The sequence below is a fragment of the Arthrobacter sp. MYb23 genome (assembly GCF_002979775.1).
Classification (GTDB): Bacteria; Actinomycetota; Actinomycetes; order Actinomycetales; family Micrococcaceae; genus Arthrobacter.
The window spans coordinates 1-23,340 of the sequence record NZ_PCPR01000027.1 but is presented as its reverse complement, the minus strand read 5'-3'; the positions used below and the strand labels follow the sequence as shown (position 1 = coordinate 23,340).

Below are 23,340 nucleotides of genomic sequence, written 5' to 3'. Positions count from 1 at the left end.
AGGAAAAAGTGGCCACAATAGGCGTCCAAGCCATGATGCTGAAGGACAGTTTTGCTGACGTTGGAGCATTCGAAACGCTCCGCAAGGTCAGTGCGATCGGCTACAACGCCGTCGAAATCTCCCAGATCCCCATGACCCCGGAGAATGTGGGCGAGCTGGACCGCTCACGCACAGAGCTGGGCATGGACATCGCTGCGCTTTCGGTCAACATTGAAGGCCGCAAGGGCATGCCCGTGGAATCACTGGCGGACAACTTCGACAAGATCGTGGACGATGCCAAGCGGCTGGACAGCTCGTTGCTGCGCATCGGGATGCTGCCATTCGGGGCCATGAAATCACTGGACTCGGTGGTTGAATTCGCCAAGCAAGCCAACGGTTATGCCGAACGGCTCCAGGAACACGGCATCAGCTTGTACTACCACAACCACCACATCGAGTTCGCAAAGTTCGACGGCAAATACATGCTGGACATCATCGCCGAAAACTCGCCGGCCATGGGCATGGAGATTGACGTGCACTGGGTGCAGCGCGGCGGCCTCGATCCCGTGCGGACCCTCGAAAAGTACGCCGGTAATACTGCCATGGTGCACCTCAAGGATTACAGAATCGGTCAGATGCCGGAATCGTCCTTCGGGCTTTTGGAGAAGGGCGACTTCCCCGGGTTCATGGCTGAGTTCCGCAACGTGGTGCAGTTCGCCGAAGTGGGCGAAGGCAACCTGGACTTCCCCTCCATCATTCCTGCCGCCGTCGCCGCAGGTGCCCGGTACCTCCTGGTGGAGCAGGACGAGCTCTATGGGCGGACCGTGTGGGATGCGCTCCAGACCTCGTACGACAACCTGGTGGCCATGGGCCACGCCGAGCTTTTCTAGATTTCTTTCTATACACAGGAGATTGCATTCATGAGCAAGAAAGTACGCCTCGGCATCATCGGCCTGGGTCAGCAAGGCGGCGCCTACGCCAAGTTCATCACGGACGGACTGGTGCCCAATATGGAGATCGGCGCGATCTGCGATGTTGATCCTGCCAAGAAGGAACTCGCAGCATCGCAGTATCCGGAGGTCCCGTTCTACGACGACTACATCACCCTGCTGGAGAGCGGATCCGTAGACGCGATCGTCACCTGCGTGCCGCACTTCCTGCACCCGGAGATGGGCATCGAAACACTCAAGCGCAACATCCACGCGCTCGTGGAGAAGCCCGCCGGGGTCTACACCAAGCAGGTCAAGGAGCTGAACGAGTTCGCCGCCTCCAAGCCGGAGCTTTCCTTCGGCATCATGTTCAATCAGCGCAATAACCCGCTGTACAAGAAGCTGAAGGAAATCGTTGATAACGGTGAGATCGGCAAGATCCGCCGCTCCAACTGGATCATCACCAACTGGTGGCGCCCGCAGGGGTACTACAACTCCAGCGAGTGGCGTGCTACCTGGGGCGGCGAGGGCGGTGGCGTCCTGGTCAACCAGGCGCCGCACCAGCTGGACCTGTGGCAGTGGATCTGCGGCGTCCCCCAGTCCGTGTACTCCAAGGTGGCGTACGGCTTCCGCCGCGACATCGCCGTCGAGGATGAAGTGACGGCAGTGGTGGACTACGGCGACGGCGCCACGGGCGTCTTTGTGACGGCCACCCACGACATCGTGGGAACTGACAGGTTCGAGATCCTGGGCGACCAGGGCAAGATCGTGGTGGAAGACAGCAAGGTGGCCACCGTAACCCGACTGGTCAAACCTGAGCGGGAAATCAGCGATTCGATGGATATGGACGGCGTCCGCAAGCTCTTCATGGGCCAGCTGAACCGCGAAGAGCTGTACAGCAGCGAGGTCATCGAGTTCGAGTCCGCGTGGGGCGGCCAGCACGCCGGCGTCCTGGAAAACTTTGCAGCCAACATCCTGGACGGCACTCCGCTTCTTGCTCCGGGCTCAGACGGTATCAACGGTGTTCGCCTGGCCAACGCCATCCATCTCTCCAGCTGGACCGGCAAGGAAGTGTCCTTGGACTTTGACGAGGATGAATTCCTGCAGGAGCTCAACAAACGCATCGCTGAAGAGGGTAAGTTCCCTGAGCGTTCCTAGCCCATTTGGAGCAGGCCGGTTGTCACCATTCTTTGGCAACCGGCCTGTTTTGTTGCCATGAGGTCTACGATGGAGCGGTGACTGACCTGACGAGCACCGGAGCAGCAACCGCCCCCATCAAACGAGGCCGGGGAGAGAAGTCCTCTGCCACGATTTACGACATCGCGAAGCTGGCGGGCGTGAATCCCTCCACTGTGTCCCGCGCCCTGAGCAAGCCGGGCCGCGTGAGCGCCAAGACGCAGAAAATCATTGAGGACGCCGCGGCAGAGCTGAACTATCAGGTGAATCCGTTCGCCCGCGCCCTCCCCACCGGACGTACCCAGACCATCGGGTTGATCGTCGCGGACATCACCAACCCCACGTTCTTTGACATCATCCGTGGTGCGGAAACCACTGGATCCGCCCGGGATTACACCCTGGTTCTGGCCGAGTCCGCGGAGTCGCCGGAAACCGAAGTAACCGCCGCCCGGCGCCTGCTGAGCACCGTGGATGGCCTCATTCTGGCAAGCCCCCGCATGGACGATGACCAGATCCGGGACTTGGCTGCGGACAAGCCCGTAGCAGTCATCAACCGTGAAATCACCGGTGTCCCGTGCGTGGTGCCGGACGTCAACAAGGGCATCAGCGAAGCCGTGCGCAGCCTGGCCGCCAACGGCCACCAAAAGCTCGCGTATGTTGCGGGACCGGCGCAGTCGTGGATGACGGGCCGCCGCTGGGAGGGCGTCAAAGCCGCCGCTGAGTGGTCCAAGCTCAGCGCGGTGCGCCTTGAATCGTCCAAACCAACGGTCGACGGCGGCAGGCAAGTTGCGCGGGACGTCCTGGAAAGCGGCGCGACGGCAGTGATCACCTACAACGATCTCCTGGCCATCGGCCTGATGCAGGAGCTGCAGGCTGGCGGGATGAGTGTTCCGGACCAGATCAGCATTGTTGGCTTTGACGACATTTTCGGCGCTGATTTCACCACTCCCGCGTTGACCACGGTGCGATCACCCTTGGGGGAGTGCGGCACCCGTGCCGTGACCATCCTCCTGGATATGTTGCAGGGTCATGAGGCCCCGCTTGAAGCTGTCCGGGTGGAAACCGAACTCGTGGTTCGCGGGTCCAGCGGACGGCTTCTCGTCTAACCTCAGCATCCCGGCGCACTGCAAGATGCAACAGCGTGGCAATATTTGGCAACCGGTTGACAAAACGCGGAGCCGGAACGCAAGATTGAGCTATGTCACAGTCCATTGCCGCACACCCTGACAGGCTCCTGCCCGCAGATCCCGGGACGCGCAGCATCGCGCGGTCCTTGCTGGAGCGCGTCCAGGACCTGCCCATCATTTCTCCCCACGGCCACGTTGACGCCGCTGTCATCGAACAGAACACGCCGTTCCCCGACCCCGCGGCACTCCTGGTCAGTCCGGACCATTACGTCACCCGCCTGATCCACGCCAACGGTGTTCCGATGGATCAGTTGCTGGCCGGCACCGCGTCGGCGCCGGAATCCCGGGAGATCTGGCGGCAGTTCGTTGAAGCGTGGCCGCTGTTCGAGGGCACCGCCTCCGGTTACTGGCTGCGCACCCAGTTCGACGACGTGTTCAAGCTCGGCGCAGATCTCAGCGAGTTGCCCGCCGATGCCAGCTATGACGCGATCGCCGCGAAGCTGGTTGAGCCGGACTTCCGTCCGCGGCAGCTCTTCAAGGACTTCAACATAGAGGTCCTGGCCACCACTGACGATCCCCTGGACAACCTTGCCAGCCACAGGGCCCTCACCGAGGACCCCAGCTTCAACGGCCGCGTTCTGCCAACCTTCCGTCCGGATGCCTACCTGAACGTGGCGCATCCGCAGTGGAGCAGCAATGTTGACCGTTTGGTGGAGACGGCTGCTGACGGTGCCACTGGCTACAAGGGCTATATTGCGGCGCTTGAGAACCGCCGTCGTTATTTTGTGGAGCATGGCGCCGTTTCCGCGGACCATGGCGTCCGCACTCCGGCAACCCTCAAATTGGATGCCGCGGATGCGGAAGCGCTCTTTGAGCGGGCGCGCGCCGGCAAAGCAACTGCTGCTGACCGTGATGCGTTCGAGGCCCACATGATGTACCAGATGGCACGCATGTCCGTGGCCGACGGACTGGTCATGACCATCCACCCAGGCTCGTACCGGAACCACCACGGCCCTACGTTCGAGTCATTTGGGGCCGACACCGGTCACGACATTCCGTTCGCCGTGAACTACACCGAGGCCATCCGTCCGTTGCTGCAGGACTTCGGCACGGCCAAGGATTTCCACCTGGTGCTCTTCACCCTGGATGAGACCGTCTTCTCCCGTGAACTCGCACCGTTGGCCGGCTTCTACCCGTCCGTCTACATCGGCGCACCGTGGTGGTTCCTCGACGCGCCGGACGCCATGCTGCGCTTCCGCTCCGCAGTCACGGAAACCGCTGGCTTCTCCCGGTCCTCCGGCTTTATTGATGACACCCGCGCGTTCTGCTCCATCCCGGCAAGGCATGACGCCTCCCGCAGGATTGAAGCGTCCTTCCTCGCGCGTCTTGTAGCCGAGCACCGTGTTACCGAAGACCGTGCGCACGAGTTGATTCTCGACGTCGTCGATTCCTCGCCCCGCCGGGTGTTCAAGCTATGACCGCCGAACTGCCGCTCCTCAGCCGCCACGTTGCGCCACACGCCAAAGCTCCCGTGCGCATTGTTCACCTGGGCCTGGGCGCCTTTCACCGTTCGCATCAGGCCTGGTACACGCAGCACGCCGGCGACGCGGGGGAGTGGGGCATTGCCTCATTCACTGGTCGCCGCCCGGACGCTGCCGAAGTTCTCGCCGCCCAAGACGGACTGTTCACGGTAGTGGAGCGCTCGGATTCGGGGGATTCGTTCGAGGTTGTGGGCAGCATTGTGGAAGCCGTAGACGGCGCCGACGTTGACCGCTTGGTTGACTTGGTGGCGTCACCACAAACCGCGGTGGTCACGCTGACCATCACGGAAGCCGCCTACGGGTTTGGCGCGGATGACGTGCCGCTGCTGCGTGCCGGCGAAAAGCCCACGACGCCGTTGGGGCGGTTGGTCCGCGGCCTCGCCGCCCGCAGGGACGCCGACGCCGGTCCGCTCGCCGTGGTGTCTTGCGACAACCTTTCGGACAACGGCAACGTGGCACGCCGTGCGGTGGGGAACCTTGCCATGGAGGTCGACGCCGGGCTGGCGGAATGGATTGACGCCAACGTCAGCTTCGTGAGCACCTCGGTGGACAGGATCACCCCGCGCACCACCGATGAGGACGTTCAGCTGGTTGCCCGCGAGTGCGGCTACCGGGATGAAGCACCGGTGGTGGCCGAGCCCTTCCACAACTGGGTACTCAGCGGTGACTTCCCTGCTGGGCGCCCCCGCTGGGAGGATGCCGGCGCCGTCTTCGTGGACCACATAGAGCCTTACGAAAACCGTAAACTCTGGCTCCTCAACGGCGCGCACTCCATCCTGGCTTACGCCGGACAGCTTCGCGGGCACACCACTGTTGCCGCAGCCTTGGCTGATCCTGTGTGCTTGCAAGCTGTGAAGGAGTTCTGGGACGAAGCATCCCGCCACCTTGCCGCCGACGAGTTGGGCATTCCTGAGTACAGGGCGGCCTTGCTGGATCGCTTTGGTAATTCGCGGATCGCCCACCACTTGGCCCAGATCGCCATGGATGCCAGCACCAAACTCCGGATGAGGGCCATCCCCGTGCTCCGGGCTGAGCGTGAGGCGGGCCGGAGCGGCGAGGGCGCAGCCCGGATGATTGCCGCGTGGGCCGCCTACGTGGAGTCGACCCCCGGCCTGCAGGACCCGCAGTCGGAGGCAGTGGCAGAGGCCAACCGGGTTTCCGGCCTTGCGCGCACTGCTGCCCTCGTCGAGTTGCTGGATGCTGAGCTCGCGCGGGATTCCGCGGTAGTGGAGCTCGTCCACGGGCTCAGCAGTAGCTTTGCACCCGAAGTTTCCGCTAACGCTGGTACCGCGGCGTAGGAGTTTATATTCGAGGCGGTCCGGGCCCTGAGCTTTCAGGTGCCCGGGCCGTCGTCGTTTAACGCCGTCGCCTAGCACCCCAACGCCAGAAACTTGGTGTAACTTTCAATGAAACATTGCGGCAACCGATTGCCAAACGCTTGCCAAGGTGACTAGAGTTACATCAGCTGCACCACCGATCCCCGGCTCGGACCGCAATGACGCGAAGGGTAAAGGAGCCCGCATTGAAAAAGCTCAGCAAACTCAGCATCGCCGGCTATGGTGCCGGCGATGCCGCCAACAATCTTGCCTTCACCACCGCCACGATGTTCCTGCTGGTTTACTACACGGACGTCGCAGGAATTTCGGCGGCCGCGGCCGGCACGTTGCTCCTGGTGGTGAGGATCTTTGACGCGTTCGCCGATGTCTTCGCCGGACGTATGGTTGACCGCTCCTACAGCAAACGCTTTGGGAAATTCCGGCCGTTCATTATGTTCGGCTCCATTCCGCTCCTGCTCCTCAGCGTGGCCACGTTCTCCGTCCCGCAATTGGGAGAGACGGGCACCCTGCTCTACGCCTACGTGAGCTATGCGGCCCTGGGGTTGGCGTATTCCCTGGTCAACATCCCGTATGGCTCGCTGGCCGGGGCCATGACGCAGGACCCGGGGGACCGCGCCAAGCTGGGCTCCGCCCGCACGGTGGGTGCACTGCTGGTGGGTTCGGCCCTGGGCATCTTCGTTGCTCCTCTCATCAAGCCGGGTGCTGACCTGCAGTCCACGTTCACCACCATCACTCTGGCTTTTGTGGTGATCGGTGCGGCGCTGTACTTCTTCACTGTCCTCACGGCCAAAGAGCGCGTCCACCGCACTGTCCCCAACGTTTCGTTCAAACAGAGCATGGACACCTTGAAGACCAACCGCCCGCTGCTCATGCTGTGCTTGAGCTCGTTCCTCTTCCTGACCGGCTATATGGCGTTGTCCTCCGTTCAGCTCTACTACCTCCGCGATGTGCTGGGCCGCTTGGATCTATTTCCGGTGTTGGCCATTGTCCAGCTGGTCATGACCCTGGCCCTTGCCCCTTTGATGCCGCGGCTGGTCCGCAAGCTGGGCAAAAAGAACGTGTATATCGCTGCCGGAGCGCTCTCCATGGTGGGCGGAGCTATTGTCTTCTTCTCTCCCCCCTCCATGGTCTGGGTTGGATTCACAGGGCTGGTGGTCAGCCTGATGGGCGTCATGGCTGTGAACATCGTGGTGTGGGCTTTGGAGGCCGACACTGTGGAGTATGGCGAATGGAAGACCGGTGTCCGCACCGAGGGAATCACCTACGCTCTGTTTTCCTTCACCCGCAAGACCGGCCAAGCCGTGGGCGGCGCCCTTGCCGCCTACTGCCTCGCCGTGGGCGGGTACAAGTCAGGCGCCGCTCAGAGCGCGGAAGCCATGCAGGGCATCCAATTCGCCGCCGGGGCGCTGCCGGCCATCATGACCATTCTGGCGATAGCGGTGATGTCCAAGTACAAGCTCACGGACGCAGTGCATGCGCAGATTGTGGGGGAGATCCGTGCCCGCCGTTCCGAAGAGGCCTTGCAGCTTAGCCAAAAAGGCTAGGCAACCGGTTGCCACTTGATGCAATCCAACCTAAAATCGTACTTAATCTCAACCAGCCACATCCCGAAAGGAAAAGCTGTGAAAATCATTGCCGCTGAAGTCTTTGTGACCAGCCCGTCCCGCAACTTTGTCACCTTGCGCATCACCACCGAGGATGGTGTGACGGGCATCGGTGACGCCACGCTCAACGGCCGTGAACTCGCCGTCGCCGCGTACCTCAAGGAGCATGTGGCACAGCTGCTGATTGGCAAGGATCCGCACAGGATCGAGGACACGTGGCAGTTCCTTTACCGCAGCTCGTACTGGCGCCGTGGCCCTGTGACCATGGCTGCCATTGCCGCCGTCGACATGGCGCTGTGGGACATCAAGGGCAAGGTGGCCGGACTGCCGGTGTACCAGCTGCTGGGTGGTGCTTCCCGCAACGGGCTGCGCGCTTACGGCCATGCGTCCGGCGCTGACATTCCCTCGCTGTTCGATTCCGTCCGCGAACACCTGGAGCTGGGCTACAAGTCCATCCGCATCCAGACTGCGATTCCCGGCATCAAGGCCGTCTACGGCGTGGCCGCCCAGGCTCAGGCCTCCGGCGAACGGTATGACTACGAGCCCGCCGGCCGCGGTGCGTTCCCGCAGGAAGAGGACTGGGACACCCGCGCCTACCTGCGCCACCTGCCCACAGTTTTCGAGGCCGTACGCAATGAGTTCGGCCCGGAAATCCCGCTGCTGCACGACGGCCACCACCGCATGACGCCCATCCAGGCCGCCAAGCTCGGCAAAGCCCTGGAACCGTACGACCTCTTCTGGCTGGAGGACTGCACCCCGGCCGAGAACCAGGAAGGCCTGCGCCTGGTCCGCCAGCACACCACCACACCGCTGGCCATCGGTGAAATCTTCAACACCGTGTACGACTTCCAGACCCTCATCAAGGAGCAGTTGATCGACTACGTCCGTGCTGCCTCCACCCACTTCGGCGGCATTTCCCCGCTGAAGAAGGTCATGGACTTCGCGGCCCAGTACCAGATCAAGTCCGGCTTCCACGGCCCCACGGACATCTCCCCGGTCGGTTTTGCCGCTCAGCTCCACGTAGGCCTGGCCATTCACAACTACGGCATCCAGGAATACATGCAGCACTCGGACAAGACCAACGAGGTTTTCCAGCAGTCCATGACTTTCAAGGACGGCTACCTGCATCCCGGTGACAACCCAGGTATTGGCGTTGAATTCAACGAAGAAGCCGCTGCGGCCTTCCCGTACCAGCAGGCCTACCTGCCGTACAACCGCCTCGTGGACGGCACGGTTCATGACTGGTAAAGCGGTCATGACTGGTGGAACTGCTGCCCCTGGAGTTGCGCACCGCCACCACATCGTGGTGATGGGCGTGGCTGGCTGCGGGAAGAGCACCATTGGTGCCGCCCTCGCCGAGCGGATTGGCGCCGAATTTCTCGACGGCGATTCGCTGCACCCCCAGGCGAACATCACCAAGATGGCCTCGGGTACTCCGCTGAACGACGACGACCGCGCACCATGGTTGGAAGAAATCGGAAGGCGATTCCCGGCGTCGAACTCTGCTCTTGTCATCGCGTGCAGCGCGCTCAAGCGCAGCTATCGGGACATCATCCGCAGTGCCGATCCCTCGGTGGTCTTTGTGCACCTGCACGGGACCCGCGAACTGCTGAACGCCCGGATGACTGCCCGGCCCGGACACTTCATGCCGGCGTCGCTGCTGGATTCGCAACTGGCAACACTGGAGCCGTTGCAGTCCGACGAAGCCGGGGTGGTTGTGAACATTGCCCAATCTGTGGAGGACATTGTGAACGAAGTTGGTGAGGCACTCAACGGCCTGGCCGGAGCGCCCACGGAAGCGTTCCTCGTGGACCTCAAAGCGGCCCCGTTCAACCTCGACGACGCCGCGGTGGAGTGGGTGGAGAGCACTATCGGCTCCATGACGCTGGAAGAGAAGATCGGCCAGCTGTTCATCAATCACAACAACGATTACTCCCCGGCGTACCTTGACGGCGTGCTGGAGAACTTCCACGTGGGTGGCATGCGCTACCGGCCGGGTCCCTCGGCAGCCGTGCAGGAACACATCCGCTACGCGCAGTCCAAGACCCGGATCCCGCTGCTGATCGCGTCCAATCCGGAAATGGGTGGCGCGGGCAGCTGCGACGACGGCACCTTCGTGTCCACCCACCTGCAGGCCGGTTCGCATCCGGATAAGAACATTGCGCGGCAGATGGGGCAGGTGGCCGGCGTCGAAACTGCTGCGCTGGGCTGTAACTGGGCCTTCGCGCCGATCGTGGACATTCACTACAACTGGCGGAACACGGTCATTTCCACTCGGGCCTTCGGCAACACCCCGGAGGTTGTGGTGGAACGGGCCAAGGAGTACTTCGACGGCATCAGCGAATCACCCACTGTCTGCGCCATGAAGCACTTCCCGGGCGATGGTATTGATGAGCGCGATCAGCATGTGGTGACCTCGTACAACACCCTCGGCTATGAAGCGTGGAACAAGAGCTACGGGCATGTGTACCGCGAAATGATCGGGCATGGCGTGCAGTCCATCATGGTGGGCCACATCGGTGCGCCCGAAGTGTCCCGGCACTTCCGCCCCGGTTTGTCCGATGCTGAAATTCTGCCGGCCACGCTTGCGCCTGAACTCCTGCAGGACCTGCTGCGTGGCGAGCTCGGCTTTAACGGGCTGGTCCTCACCGATGCGTCCCTGATGGTGGGCCTGACTCAGGCGATGAAGCGGCGCGACCTGGTGCCTGCGACCATCGCCGCGGGGTGCGACATGTTCCTGTTCTTCCGGAACCCGGAGGAGGACTTCGGGTACATGCTGGACGGCTACAAGTCCGGTGTCATCACTGAGGGGCGTTTGCAGGATGCGCTGCGGCGGATTCTTGGGTTGAAAGCCAGCCTGGGACTGCACCGTGCTTCCCGGGATTCGTTGGTTCCGGAGGCTGAGGCCTTAGCTGTTATCGGCAGTGAAGCCCACCGGGCTATTGCCGCGGACATCGCTGACAAGACCGTCACGCTGGTAAAGGACACGGCGGACAATTTGCCGATCACCCCTGAAACTCATCCCCGGATCCGTCTCTACGGCATCTCTGGTGGCGCCGACTTCACACGGGCTGATCCGCTCGCGTACCTGGACACCGTCCGGGAAGAGCTGGAAGCGGCAGGTTTTGAGGTCAGCGTGTTCAAGACTGCTGAGCAACGCGAAGCAGCGGGAGAAACCGGCATGAACTTCATGCGCGTCCTGGCCGAGGAGGCAACGGGCGATTTTTCGGAGCGTTTCGACGCAGCCTTCGTCTTCGCGAATGTGAAGGGTTTCGCGCAGGAGGCTTCGATTCGAATCAAGTGGTCCTCGCCGATGGCCGCCGAAATTCCTTGGTACGCCACGGAAGTTCCCACGGTGTTTGTGTCACTGAACCAGCCGAACCACCTGATTGACGTGCCCATGGTCAAGACCGTGATTCACGCACATGCAGCAACGCGTGAAGCCATCCGCGCAACCATCCAAAAGATCCAGGGCACGTCCGAATTCCAGGGAACGTTCAACCAAAACGTCTTCTGCGATTCGTTCGACACCCGACTCTAAAGCGGGGCACCTGCCCGGTACTGCCCACGAGGCGGTGCCGGGCTTTTGCCTTTCGTGAGTGAGGTCGCCAATTGTGAACGCTAACAACGATTCAAGTCAAGAGCGTCGACGGCGGTTCGGGCCTGCAATCATTTCGTGATCCAGGGCACTTGACCAACGGTATTGTTAGCGTTCACAATGGCATTCGCATTACCTTTCGTGGCAAGTGGCATCCAGCTGGCCGCAGACCACATAACGCTTCACCGTGCCGGACGCGCAGATGCTCCGGCTGCATCAGAGTTCGCGGCAGAGCTGCCGCGGAAGGAGAGCATCGTGAGATTGAAGAAACTCCTGGGCGCCGTAGCGGTTGTCCTCACCTTGACCGTCGGAGCCACAGGCTGCGGTAGTCGTGGTGGCACTGCCGAGTCCAGCAGCAGTGCGAATCCCAGCGACTCACTGGTGGGCATCTCGATGCCCACTCAGACGTCCGAGCGTTGGATCGCTGACGGCGCCAACGTGGAGAAATCCCTGAAGGACCTTGGCTACAAGACTGACCTCCAGTTCGCCAACGACGACATCCCCACGCAGGTTTCCCAGATTGAGAACATGCTGACCAAGGGTGCCAAGGCGCTCATCATCGCGGCCATCGATGGCACCACCCTGACCGACGTCCTGGCCAAGGCCAAGGAACAGAACGTCAAGGTCATCGCCTACGACCGCCTCATCAACGGCACGCCGAACGTTGACTACTACACCACGTTCGACAACTACACCGTGGGTGTCCAGCAGGCCACCTCCTTGCTGACGGGCCTCGGCCTGGTGGACGCAAGCGGCAAAAAGGTTGAGGGCAAGGGCCCGTTCAACGTTGAACTGTTTGCGGGCAGCCCGGATGACAACAACGCCAACTTCTTCTGGACCGGCGCTATGGACACTCTCAAGCCGTACCTGGATGCAGGAACACTGAAGGTTCCCAGCGGCCAGACCAAGTTCGAGCAAGCAGCCATCCTGCGCTGGCAGGCACCCGTAGCCCAGAAGCGCATGGAAGACATCCTGACCTCGGCTTACAGCTCCGGAACCAAGCTTGACGGTGTGCTTTCCCCGTACGACGGCCTGTCCATCGGCATCATTTCCGCACTGACCAGCACCGGCGGTTACTCCACCGGTAACCTGCCCGTCGTCACCGGCCAGGATGCTGAAAAGGGCTCGGTGAAGTCCATCATCGCCGGCGAGCAGTACTCCACCATCTTCAAGGACACCCGCCAGCTCGGCGCTCAGGCCGTCAAGATGGTTGACGCCGTCCTCAAGGGAACTGAGCCGGAAACCAACGACACCAAGACCTACAACAACAAGGTCAAGGTTGTCCCGGCCTTCCTCCTGAAGTCCGTCATCATCACCAAGGACAACTTCCAGAAGGAACTGATCGACTCGGGCTACTACACGGAAGCCGACGTCAAGTAATTACCTCCCCGGTCTGTGGCCCCACCGTTTTGCGCTGAAGTACGGAGTTTGTGCTGAAGTGCGCAGGATGGCGGGGCCGCAGCCTCCCTTAGAGCCTGCCCGAGTCCTCGGCGCGGCCAAGTTCCAACCAGTCAGCGGGAATTGACGATGAACGTACCCATTCTTCAAATGCGAGGAATCACCAAGACCTTCCCCGGGGTAAAAGCCCTTCAGGACGTCACCCTGGACGTCAACCGCGGTGAAGTTCACGCCATTTGCGGCGAGAACGGGGCAGGGAAGTCCACCCTCATGAAAGTGTTGTCCGGCGTCTACGCCCACAACACTTTCGACGGCGACATCCTCTTCGAGAACGAGCCCTGCGAGTTCTCCAGCATCACGGACAGCGAGAAGCGCGGCATCGTGATCATCCACCAGGAACTGGCCCTGAGCCCGTACCTGTCGATTGCCGAGAACATCTATCTCGGCAACGAGCTTGCCAAGAACGGCTGGGTGGACTGGCGGAAGACCAATCTGGAAGCGGCCAAACTGCTGGCTCGAGTGGGCCTCAGCGAAAACCCGGTTACTCCCATCCAACACATCAGCGTTGGCAAGCAACAGCTGGTGGAAATCGCCAAAGCACTGTCCAAAGAAGTGAAGCTCCTCATCCTGGATGAGCCCACAGCGGCGCTGAACGATGAAGACTCGGACCACTTGCTGGACCTCATCCTGCACCTCAAGGGCCAGGGCGTCACCAGCATCATCATTAGCCATAAGCTCAACGAGATCCGCAAAGTGGCTGACGCCGTCACCATCATCCGTGATGGCAAGTCCATTGAGACCCTTCGCCTGGACCAAGGCCAAATCACCCAGGAACGCATCATCCGGGGCATGGTGGGACGCGACCTCGAAAGCCTCTACCCGGACCGGACGCCCAACATCGGCGAGGAAGTCCTTCGGATCGAGGACTGGACCGTCCAGCACCCCCAGGATCATTCCCGCATGGTGGTGAACAACGCCAGCCTCAACGTCCGCAAAGGTGAAGTGGTAGGCCTTGCGGGGCTCATGGGTGCTGGCCGGACCGAGCTGGCCATGAGCGTCTTCGGCCGGACCTACGGGCGGGCCGTGTCCGGCAAGGTCTACAAATACGGCCAGGAAATCAACACTTCCACCGTCTCCGACGCAATCGACCACGGGATCGCCTACGCAACCGAGGACCGGAAACACTATGGCCTGAACCTGATCGAGGACATCAAACGGAACATCTCCATGGCCGCACTGAACAAGCTGGCCAAACGCGGCTGGGTGGACGGCAACAAAGAGACCACGGTGGCCAACCATTACCGCAAGAGCATGAACATCAAGGCCCCTTCCGTTGCTGCCATCACCGGCAAGCTCTCGGGCGGAAACCAGCAAAAAGTGGTGCTGAGCAAATGGATGTTTTCAGACCCCGATGTCCTCATCCTGGACGAGCCAACCCGTGGAATCGACGTCGGCGCCAAGTTTGAGATTTACACGATCATCGCGGAGCTTGCAGCGGCAGGAAAAGCGGTGATTGTGATCTCCTCTGAGCTTCCGGAGCTCCTGGGCATTTGCGACAGGATCTACACGCTGTCCGCAGGCCACATCACCGGCGAAGTACCCATCGCCGAAGCCACCCAGGAAACCCTCATGCACTTCATGACCAAAGAGAAGGAATAGCGAACATGTCCGCCCTACGAGAATCCCTTGGCTTCCTCACAAGCCGCCTCCGCCAGGTTGGCATCTTCGTCGCCCTGATCCTGATTGTCATACTCTTCCAGGTACTCACCGACGGCATACTGCTCCAGCCGCAGAACGTCACCAACCTGGTAGTACAGAACAGCTACATCCTGATCCTGGCCATCGGCATGGTGATGGTCATCATCGCCGGCCACATTGACCTCTCCGTCGGCTCCATCGCAGGCTTCATCGGCGCCGTTGCCGGCGTGATGATCGTCCATTGGGGCTGGGCGTGGTGGCTCGCCATCCCGGCCTGCCTCCTGGTGGGTGCGCTGGTGGGTGCGTGGCAAGGCTACTGGATTGCCTATGTGGGCATCCCCGCCTTCATCGTCACCCTTGCCGGCATGCTGATCTTCCGCGGCCTGACCCTCATCACCCTCAAGAACCAGCAGATCACCCCGTTCCCCAACGAACTCCGTGCACTGGGTGGCGGCTTCCTCCCGGACATCTCCGGCGGCACGTCCGTCCTGGAATGGCTCACAGTGATCCTGGGCGTCGGCGGCACGGCAGCCATTCTTTTCCAAGCACTCAAGGAACGCCGGGTTCGCCGCAAGTTCAACCTCGAGAATGAGCCGATGGCCTGGTTTGCCGTCAAGAACGGGTTCATCGCAGTACTGATGCTCATCATCACTTTCCTGCTGGCCAGCTACCGTGGCACCCCGATTGTCCTGATCGTCCTTGCTGTCCTGGTGATCGTGTACTCGGCACTGATGAACAACAGCATCTTCGGCCGCCATACCTACGCGATCGGTGGAAACCTCCACGCCGCTGAACTCTCGGGCATCAAGACCAAGAAGGTTACTTTCCGTCTCTTCGTCAACATGGGTGTCCTCGCTGCCTTGGCCGGGCTGGTCTTCACGGCCCGCCTGAACTCGGCACAGCCCGCCGGCGGTACCGGCTTCGAACTCGATTCCATTGCTGCCGCCTTCATTGGCGGCGCTGCGGTCCAAGGCGGCATCGGAACAGTAGCCGGTGCCATGATCGGCGGCCTGATCATGGGCGTCCTCAACAACGGCATGTCCATCCTCGGCTTGGGCACGGATTACCAGCAGCTCATCAAGGGACTTGTGCTGCTGCTCGCCGTCGGCTTCGACATCTTCAACAAGAACCGCACCGGTTCCGGCGGAGGCTCCTCCATGGGCCGTCGCTTCAAGTGGAAGACCACGCCTCCGGCAACCGAAACGTCCACGCCCGCTACGCCTGAGCCCGTAGTCGTCGACGCGAAATAGCCGCTCATGTCCACAGGGGGAGAGTCCAGGCCTCCCGTCATGGGGGATGTTGCCAAGATGGCGGGAGTCTCGCACCAAACGGTCTCCCGCGTCCTGAACAACCATCCGAACGTCAGCGCACGCACCAAGCAGCGCGTGGAATCGGCCATTGCGCAGCTTGGGTACCGCCGGAACACCGCGGCCCGCAGCCTGGTGACCCGGCGGTCCCGGACCATCGGTGTGCTTGCCTGCGAGACAAGCCAATTCGGACCTGCGAATACTCTCCTGGGAGTTGAACAGGCCGGCAGGGAGGCGGGCTACTTCGTCAGCATCGCCAACCTCCGCGAGGTGACCAGCGCGAGCGTCAAGGATGCCATTGCGCATTTCCGGAACCAGTCCGTGGACGGCATCGTGATCTTGGTTCCCCACCCGGATGTCCTTGCCGCGCTGCGCGACGTCGAGGTTCCCGTGCCGATAGTGGCAGTCGGGGCGGGTGCGGGAAACCAGTTGACGGGTGCGTCACTGGATCAAAGGTTGGGTGCCCGCCTCGCAGTGGAGCATCTGATCGCCATGGGGCACCGACACATTGCCCACATTTCGGGACCGCCGCACTGGATCGATGCCGCTGAGCGTATTAAGGGATGGCAGGAAGCGCTCGGCAACGCCGGCCTTGAACCTGATGTCCTGCTCCAGGGCGCATGGGATGCAGCATCGGGCTACCGGGCCGGCCTGGAACTCATCCGCCACCACGGCGTTACGGCCGTGTTCGTCGCGAACGACCAGATGGCCGTGGGCGTGCTCCGGGCCGTCCAGGAGGCCGGACTTCACGTGCCGGGCGAGATCAGCGTGGTGGGCTACGACGACCAGCCCGAGGCCGAGTTCTTCATGCCGCCGCTGACCACGGTCAAACAGGACTTCGAAGAGCTCGGCCGCCGGTGTATGGAGGCCGTGCTGCAGCAGCTGGACGGTGAAGGCGGAACCGGGGACCAGATGGTCAGCCCCCGTCTGGTGGTCCGCTCCACCACTGCGGCCCCTGCCCTTCACAAAGCTCCGCTCCCACTAAACTAGGAGCCATGACTTCCACGCTTGATACCGCTGCTGCCCGCGCCCGCCTTCTTGAACTCATCAAAGAACTGGCGGTGGTCCGCGGCAAGGTGATCCTCTCCAGCGGCAAGGAAGCGGACTACTACATAGACCTCCGCCGCATTTCTTTGCACCACGAGGCCTCCAAACTGGTGGGTCAGGTCATGTTGGCAATGATCGACGACGCCGGCGTTTCAGTTGAGTGCGCTGGTGGACTCACCATGGGTGCGGACCCTGTGGGTACCGCCGTGATGCACGCTGCTGCCGACGCCGGCCGTGCCGTGGACGCCTTCGTTGTCCGCAAGGCCCAGAAGTCCTACGGCATGGGCCGTCAGGTGGAAGGTCCCTCGGTTGAAGGCCGCAACGTAGTGGTTCTCGAGGACACGTCCACCACCGGCGGGTCCGCGCTGACCGCCGTCGAGGGTGTCCGCAAAGCCGGCGGCAATGTAGTGGCCGTGGCTGTCATCGTGGACCGCGACACCGGCGCCAAAGAGAAGATCGAAGCCGAAACCGGCGTACCGTACCTCTTCGCCTTCGGCAAGGACGAACTGGGCCTCGACTAGCAACTACGGGGCTGTAAGGCGGTGCTTGCGGAGCCTATGCTTGCTGCGTGGACGTTCAGGTAGGGAAGCTCCCGGCGCCGCCGGAGGTGACTGAAAAACCTACCGCGCCGGTGGCTGAAAAGCCGGAGCAGGACGAGGATCCGGGCTCATGGGCCCGGATCCTGCCCTACGCTGCCCGGCTGAAAAAGACATCCCGCCGTAACTTCCTCATCACAGCCGGCGCGTCCGGGGCGCTCGCTGCGGACATGCTCTTCACCCGGCGCGTCCAGGCCGAGCGTCGGTCCACCAAGATCCTCCGCGTCCCGGATCCGTACTCGGACCTGTACTTCCCCAAAGCCAGCTGGATCCTCTTTCCGGGCTATAAAACCAGTTGGGAAGAGGCCCAGTGGATCCTCAACTCACTGCGTCCTGCCCTGCATCAGCGGGGCCGCCTTGCCGCCGTCGGATATTCCAACCTGGGACTGGACGTGGACGAAATCGTCCGCGAAATCATCCTCCACGTCCGCGAGCTGGAACTGGAGAAGCTCTACTTCTACGGCCACAGCTTCGGCGGGATGCTCGCCACGCAGGTGGCTGCCCGCCTGCTGGAGCTGCACGGCGTCGAGACGCAGTTGATCGTGCTGGATTCGAGTCCGTTCAGCCGCGCGGATGTTCTGGACCAGAGCTGGTTCGATGGCGTGGTGTTCCTGTACGAGAACGGTTTCCGCATCCCGTCGGTCCTGCGCGGCGGCTATGAGCTGGGGGAGCGGGTGGCGCACAAGGACGAGCGGACGTGGCGGCAAATCCTCGATCAATCCCTGGAACAACTCTCGCCGATTGCCCCTTCCAGCGTGCTGATCCAGACGGAGTCTGCGTACATTTACCACTTTGACGGCCTCCGGCTGGCGGGAAAAATCGGTGGTGCCCGGATGGCCTTCATTGGCAACGCCAAGGATGGCACGGTGGATTATGAGTCGGCGCGTGCCGGGTGGAGCAAGGTCTTCGGGGCCAACATGGCCCTGCCCACGCTCAGCACGGATGGCGCGCGGCCCGCGCACGCCAGCCCGCAGTGGAACGGAAGCATTTACCGGCCGCTGCTGGAACGGGTCCAGGACGAACTTCAGCCGCTCCCACCAGAGCCCCGGGAGCCGTCATTTCAGGAGCCGAATGGAAAGGTCATCCGTCCGGCTTAGAACCCGTTCTCAGGCGCCGTTCCGCAGCGATTCAACCTCGACGCCGGTGAGGCCTGCCTCCCGCAGAAAGCTCCGTACGTCGCCAAACTCCTGCCCAAAGCGGGCCAGGAAATGCCGCATGGCAGCTTCGGGGCTCTGCAGGATCATGAGGTCGGGGCTGAAATACTCTGCCGGTGTTGAGGGCACGCTCAGCCGCCACGTTTCCGCCATGACTTCCAGGACATCCGGCAAGTTGGCTGTGGTGGCCGCATAATCAGCCACTACTTGATCCTCGGTTCCTCCTGTTGCCAGAAGTCCGATCGCGGACACCACGCCTGTCCGGTCCTTGCCTAACGAACAGTGCACCAGCGTGCGTTTGCCACGTGCGACGGGTCGCAGCGCGTCGCCCACCCATTCGGGCCTGAGCCGGATCCATCCCAGATACAAGTCGCCGAGGTCCTCGGCCGTTTCCACGGACTGGAGCGACCCGGCAATGGCGTTCGGGTCCAGAGGGTTATGGATGAGCTCGACGGCGGGCGGGACGGCGACGGCAGGCGAGCCGCCGCCGTCGTTGTCCTTGTCGTTGCCGTCCTGAACCAGCCAGGGAACCAATGAGCGCTCAAGCTCACTCCGCAGGTCCACGATTGCCTGGATGCCGTGCTCGGTCAGGAAACCCGAGGTTGCAGCGGCATCCAAACCGAACGGTTGGCTGCCCCTGAGTATCCGGCCGCCGGCCAAGGGACGCAGATTGAGCACAGCCATGGTCTTGTCCTGTTGTCCTAGATTTGGCTCTTGAGGTCGGCAACGGAGTTGAGGATCTGGTTGGGCCGGAACGGGAAGGACACGATTTCTTCGCGCTGCGTGATGCCGCTGAGCACCAAAACCGTGTGCAGGCCCGCTTCCATGCCTGCCACGATGTCCGTATCCATGCGGTCGCCGATCATGGCCGTGGTCTCGGAGTGGGCGTCGATCTGGTTCATGGCGGAGCGGAACATCATGGGGTTCGGCTTGCCCACAATGTAGGGCTCGCGGCCCGTGGCCTTGGTGATCATGGCCGCAATGGCTCCGGTTGCCGGCATGGGGCCGTCCTTGGAAGGACCGGTGGCGTCCGGGTTGGTGGCGATGAAGCGGGCGCCGGCCAGGATATGGCGGACAGCCATGGTGATCGCTTCAAAGGAGTAGGTGCGGGTCTCGCCGAGCACCACGAAGTCCGGATCGGTATCAGTGAGGATGAATCCGGCCTCGTGCAGGGCAGTTGTGAGTCCGGCTTCGCCGATGGTGTAGGCGCGGTTGCCCGAATCCGATGACTGGACCTGGTCCTTCAGGAACTGGGCGGTAGCCAGCGCGGAGGTCCAGATGTTCTCTTCAGGGACTTCCAAGCCGGACGCGCGCAGGCGGGCTGCGAGGTCGCGGGGCGTGAAGATGGAGTTGTTGGTCAGGACCAGGAAGCGCTTGGACGTGTCCACCCAGCGCTGGATGAGTTCAGCGGCACCGGGGATCGCCTGGTTTTCATGAACCAGGACGCCGTCCATGTCCGTGAGCCAGCACTCGATTTCGTGGCCATTCCGGTACACCGACGTGGACGTGGTTTCTTCTGCCATATTTGCCTCCGGCTGGGATTGTTCGTGCACTGCCACCCAGTCTTCCATCAATCCGCTGTCTCAACAGCTTGGGAACCCGCTTATGTGGGAAGTTCTGCCCATGTGGATATCTCTCGTGACTTGCCTTGGGTGCGTTGGACTGGACTACGCTGGTTGCGGCGCTGGTGTGCCACCACCGTGGGTCGGGGGATCGACGCGGTGGATTCTTGACGTCGCCGCGCTCCAGCAGGTCCCCACTTACCGCATGTGAAAGGGCCTGTCATGAGCAACAACAACGGAGCACCGCAGCCTCCCTATGACCCCAACGGCGTGCCGCAGCCGCGTTACGACACTGGCAAGGATCAGTACAGCCAGTACCAACCGGGCCAGACGCAACCGATGTACCAGCCGGAAGCCCAGACCGAGGCGTTTCCCTCGCAACCTGCCGCCACCCAGGCGTTCCCGGCGCAGCAGCCACAGAACCAGCCCCAGCAACACCCCGACGGCGAGTACGCCGAAACTGTGCACCGCTACCCCCAAGCGGAACAGGGGCAGCCAGGCCAACCCGGGTTCCCGCCGCCGGGCGGCGGATACCCCGGCCAGCCGGGATACCCGGGCGGACCCGGTGGACCCGGCCAGAACCCGGGCGACCACAACAAGAAGTCGTTGTTCCTCATCCTGGGTGGTGTCGCCGTCGTCGTGATCATTGCGCTGGTGGTGACGTTCACGTGGCTGATTCCGTCCATGACGAAGCCCACGGCCGTTGATACCCCGCAGCCGTCGGTGACGTCCTCCGAGGACGCATCCGAGGCAGCCGCAGAGCCTTCCGCTGAACCGTCCGGCGAGGCCTCGGCCTCCTCTGAAATCCCCGCTGACGCCATCCCCCTTCCCGCAGTTTGGAACGAATTGGCCGGACCCAGCAACGTTCCGGCGGACGGCGATCCGCTGTTCAGCAAGTGGGTCACGGGCGAATCGTCTTTCCAGTACCTGGCCGAGTGGACCCATGACGAGTCGTTCGGCATCACCAAAGACCCCAGCACCGGCGAAGAGATCCAGAAGAGGGCCCAAGGCACTGTGGAGACCGACGGCGACGGGATCGCGCAGGCCTATGCGTTCTTCGCTGAGTCCGAGGAAGGCAAGTTCGGCAAGGATCCTGCGGAGGTCAAGAAAGCCATCCAGGACATCGAAGCCCGTTTCAAGGGAATGTCCGCCAGTGAGCTGCCCCAAAACCTGGTGGGCCACAAATGCGCGGCCGACTTCAAGACCAGCATGCCGGAAATCCGTGAGTTCCGCCGCGGCGCAGCCGTGGTCATCGGGTTCACCTGCACCAACGCCCGTGGCGAAGCGATTCAGGCCGTGAACCTGTTCTCGGTAACACCGTGGGGAACCCCGCAGATGCTTGGCGTCAGCGGCCACAAGGAATACTGGGACGCCCACCCGGGACTGTTTGAGCAGTTGGGCAACTCATACCGCATCAACAAGTGGAAGATGGTCTAAGGTCTGCCCCACTCAGCGCGCTCAGGCGCGCAACCGGGCGGGGCTAAAGTTGAGGGGTGACTGACCTTCCCCCCAACACAGCCCTGCCCACGCCTGCCGAAACCACAGCCGAGGCCGAGGCAGAAGCGAAACCCGAGGTCGGCGTCGGGCCTTGGGAGGGCGAGTGGCCGGTAGGTGAGCACTGGGATCCGGACCTGCTGAGGGACGGGGACCGCCGCAACGTGGTGGACCAGTACCGGTACTGGAAGCACGACGCGATCGTTGCGGACCTTGATTCAAAGCGCCACGACTTCCACATCGCGATTGAAAACTGGCAGCATGACCTCAACATTGGCACCGTGGTGCGGACCGCCAACGCGTTTCTCGCCAAAGAGGTCCACATAATTGGTCGACGTCGGTGGAACCGTCGCGGGGCCATGGTCACCGACCGCTACCAGCACGTCCGCCACCACCCCACCGTTGAGGACTTCGTTCAGTGGGCTGAGGGGGAGGGGCTGGCGGTGATCGGCATCGACATCTTCCCGGATTCCGTGCCCCTGGAGACCTACGACCTTCCCAAGAATTGCGTACTCGTGTTCGGGCAGGAAGGCCCCGGCTTGACGCCCGAGGTTCACGATGCCGCCGTCGCCACGCTTTCCATCGAGCAGTTCGGCTCCACCCGGTCCATGAACGCCGCCTCCGCCGCGGCCATTGCCATGCACGCCTGGGTCCGCCGGCACGTATTCCAGCAGCCCATCAGCTAGGCGACTTGTTAGTATCGCCCCGGGCAGCTTTCGATCTATTGGTCTTTGAGCGTCGCTTTTCCATCGACGATGTGGATTTCACCTGAGACGCGGGCTTCCCGAACCTCAACATGAGGCTCCCATTTCGGGGTGGCTTCGTTGCCGCGGTTCACTTCGTAGCTGACCGTAGCTTTGCCTTTTTCCTCTGACTGGATATACCAAACGTCCTTGGACAGGGAGAGCGAGAAGGTGGGCTCTCCGTCGATGGTCCAGTTCACATTGCGGGTGGGGCGGGACTCGTAGAGATTAAACCCGGAACAACCGCTGCTGTACGACCGCGTCGTAGTACCCGGGGCGGACGCGATGCATTCTTCCCGCTTTTTTTGGAGAAGAGCCTTGGTCTCGTCCAGGAGGAGCTGGCTGGGAAGCACCTTCAGGGTTTCGGAAGTGTCGGAAATCCTCCGGTCGATGCTGACCAAGGCTTTCTTCTCTTCAACTGTTGCGTACTTGTCCCCGGATATACCGAGTTTGTACTCACCGGGAAAGGCCGGCAGGAGCAGCTGGGAAGCCTGCGATGCGCTCCCTGAGTCAGGGGCCGCTATGTCAACGCCGTTAACGGTGAACGACTTCACCGGACGATTGGCACTGAGCCGGATTTTCTGGAAGTTTTTGGGGCCCACCTTCCATTCGCCGCCCGGTGACTTGGTCATCATGAGGATGTCCTCTTGCTTTCGGCCGTTCTGCGTTACCTCAGCCCTGACGTATTCTCCCTTTGACTCAAGGATCCGGAATCCGTCAATGTGCTGACCCGCGGCCTTGTAGACGTTCTCCTGGAGAAGAACCGCCTCATTCTCCGGGACGCCCGGATCCGATACGCTCAACGCCTTCTTGGTATCCCCGTCTTTTAGGGCCTGGAAGTACGTTGTAGCAGCCGCGCGACCGTCTTGAGCCGGCGAAAACAGGAGGAACAGCCCAACTGTGGTGGCCGCAAGGACTGCCGCCGCACCGGCTGCGATGCCGATGATCACCTTCCGGTTCAGTGGGCGTTTCGGCTGGGGAGGGGTGGCGCCCGGCTGCTGGTATGGGGCGTATGGCTGCTGATAGGCGCCGTAGGCGGGGGGAGGAGGA

General features: G+C 62.1%; 19 protein-coding genes. 16 read left to right on the top strand and 3 right to left on the bottom strand.

Translation table 11 applies throughout. The features are described 5' to 3' along the window. Window positions 1-8: 8 nt before the first annotated feature. The 14 genes from CQ020_RS20630 to CQ020_RS20565 all read left to right on the top strand — a co-directional run bounded on the left by CQ020_RS20630 (window position 9) and on the right by CQ020_RS20565 (window position 18,434). Window positions 9-869 carry a sugar phosphate isomerase/epimerase gene (locus CQ020_RS20630; RefSeq protein WP_258142128.1) on the top strand — a complete coding sequence of 287 codons (861 nt, stop codon included), beginning with the start codon at window positions 9-11 and terminating at the stop codon, window positions 867-869. Between the two features lie 30 nt (window positions 870-899). Continuing rightward, complete coding sequence (locus tag CQ020_RS20625; protein ID WP_105693706.1) at window positions 900-2,066, top strand: Gfo/Idh/MocA family protein; 1,167 nt, start codon at window positions 900-902, stop codon at window positions 2,064-2,066. Between the two features lie 77 nt (window positions 2,067-2,143). Beyond that, complete coding sequence (locus CQ020_RS20620) at window positions 2,144-3,190, top strand: LacI family DNA-binding transcriptional regulator (protein WP_105693704.1); 1,047 nt, start codon at window positions 2,144-2,146, stop codon at window positions 3,188-3,190. A 92-nt stretch (window positions 3,191-3,282) separates the two neighbouring features. Next, complete coding sequence (gene uxaC, locus CQ020_RS20615; RefSeq protein ID WP_105693702.1) at window positions 3,283-4,689, top strand: glucuronate isomerase; 1,407 nt, start codon at window positions 3,283-3,285, stop codon at window positions 4,687-4,689. Then, on the top strand, window positions 4,686-6,050 hold the full coding sequence (locus CQ020_RS20610) for a mannitol dehydrogenase family protein (RefSeq protein WP_105693700.1): 1,365 nt from the start codon (window positions 4,686-4,688) through the stop codon (window positions 6,048-6,050). The genes uxaC and CQ020_RS20610 overlap by 4 nt, the downstream gene beginning before the upstream one ends. A 224-nt stretch (window positions 6,051-6,274) precedes the next feature. Then, complete coding sequence (gene uidB, locus CQ020_RS20605) at window positions 6,275-7,633, top strand: glucuronide transporter (protein ID WP_105693698.1); 1,359 nt, start codon at window positions 6,275-6,277, stop codon at window positions 7,631-7,633. Window positions 7,634-7,711: 78 nt separating this feature from the next. Further along, window positions 7,712-8,941: a D-mannonate dehydratase ManD gene (gene manD, locus CQ020_RS20600; RefSeq protein ID WP_105693696.1), complete on the top strand. Its 1,230-nt coding sequence runs from the start codon at window positions 7,712-7,714 to the stop codon at window positions 8,939-8,941. Beyond that, entirely contained in the window at window positions 8,931-11,234 is a 2,304-nt protein-coding gene (locus CQ020_RS20595; RefSeq protein WP_258142127.1) for a gluconokinase, GntK/IdnK-type, read from the top strand. The genes manD and CQ020_RS20595 overlap by 11 nt, the downstream gene beginning before the upstream one ends. Before the next feature lie 312 nt (window positions 11,235-11,546). Beyond that, complete coding sequence (chvE, locus tag CQ020_RS20590) at window positions 11,547-12,671, top strand: multiple monosaccharide ABC transporter substrate-binding protein (protein WP_181151979.1); 1,125 nt, start codon at window positions 11,547-11,549, stop codon at window positions 12,669-12,671. 147 nt (window positions 12,672-12,818) lie between these two features. Further along, on the top strand, window positions 12,819-14,348 hold the full coding sequence (gene mmsA, locus CQ020_RS20585) for a multiple monosaccharide ABC transporter ATP-binding protein (protein ID WP_105693694.1): 1,530 nt from the start codon (window positions 12,819-12,821) through the stop codon (window positions 14,346-14,348). Window positions 14,349-14,353: 5 nt separating this feature from the next. Beyond that, complete coding sequence (gene mmsB / locus CQ020_RS20580; RefSeq protein WP_105693692.1) at window positions 14,354-15,637, top strand: multiple monosaccharide ABC transporter permease; 1,284 nt, start codon at window positions 14,354-14,356, stop codon at window positions 15,635-15,637. 39 nt (window positions 15,638-15,676) lie between these two features. After that, window positions 15,677-16,684: a LacI family DNA-binding transcriptional regulator gene (locus tag CQ020_RS20575; protein ID WP_105693691.1), complete on the top strand. Its 1,008-nt coding sequence runs from the start codon at window positions 15,677-15,679 to the stop codon at window positions 16,682-16,684. A 5-nt stretch (window positions 16,685-16,689) separates the two neighbouring features. Beyond that, on the top strand, window positions 16,690-17,262 hold the full coding sequence (gene pyrE / locus CQ020_RS20570) for an orotate phosphoribosyltransferase (protein ID WP_105693689.1): 573 nt from the start codon (window positions 16,690-16,692) through the stop codon (window positions 17,260-17,262). Between the two features lie 47 nt (window positions 17,263-17,309). Continuing rightward, on the top strand, window positions 17,310-18,434 hold the full coding sequence (locus CQ020_RS20565; RefSeq protein ID WP_105693687.1) for a thioesterase domain-containing protein: 1,125 nt from the start codon (window positions 17,310-17,312) through the stop codon (window positions 18,432-18,434). Window positions 18,435-18,443: 9 nt separating this feature from the next. On the opposite strand, the gene CQ020_RS20560 is transcribed toward CQ020_RS20565, so the two are convergent. Both CQ020_RS20560 and CQ020_RS20555 read right to left on the bottom strand, forming a co-directional pair. Continuing rightward, window positions 18,444-19,175: a tyrosine-protein phosphatase gene (locus tag CQ020_RS20560; RefSeq protein ID WP_105693685.1), complete on the bottom strand. Its 732-nt coding sequence runs from the start codon at window positions 19,173-19,175 to the stop codon at window positions 18,444-18,446. 17 nt (window positions 19,176-19,192) lie between these two features. After that, window positions 19,193-20,014 (bottom strand): HAD-IIA family hydrolase, encoded by an 822-nt coding sequence (locus CQ020_RS20555; protein ID WP_035761154.1) that lies wholly within the window; start codon window positions 20,012-20,014, stop codon window positions 19,193-19,195. Window positions 20,015-20,275: 261 nt separating this feature from the next. Between CQ020_RS20555 and CQ020_RS20550 the strand changes: the two genes are divergently transcribed. Next, window positions 20,276-21,490, top strand: a complete 1,215-nt coding sequence (locus tag CQ020_RS20550; RefSeq protein WP_105693683.1) for a hypothetical protein — start codon at window positions 20,276-20,278, stop codon at window positions 21,488-21,490. A 56-nt stretch (window positions 21,491-21,546) separates the two neighbouring features. Continuing rightward, window positions 21,547-22,233, top strand: coding sequence for a TrmH family RNA methyltransferase (locus CQ020_RS20545; RefSeq protein WP_105693681.1), 687 nt, complete (start codon window positions 21,547-21,549; stop codon window positions 22,231-22,233). A gap of 35 nt (window positions 22,234-22,268) precedes the next feature. Here the strand turns inward: CQ020_RS20545 and CQ020_RS20540 are convergent. Next, on the bottom strand, window positions 22,269-23,340 hold a 1,072-nt coding region (locus CQ020_RS20540; RefSeq protein WP_105693772.1), incomplete at its 5' end, for a hypothetical protein.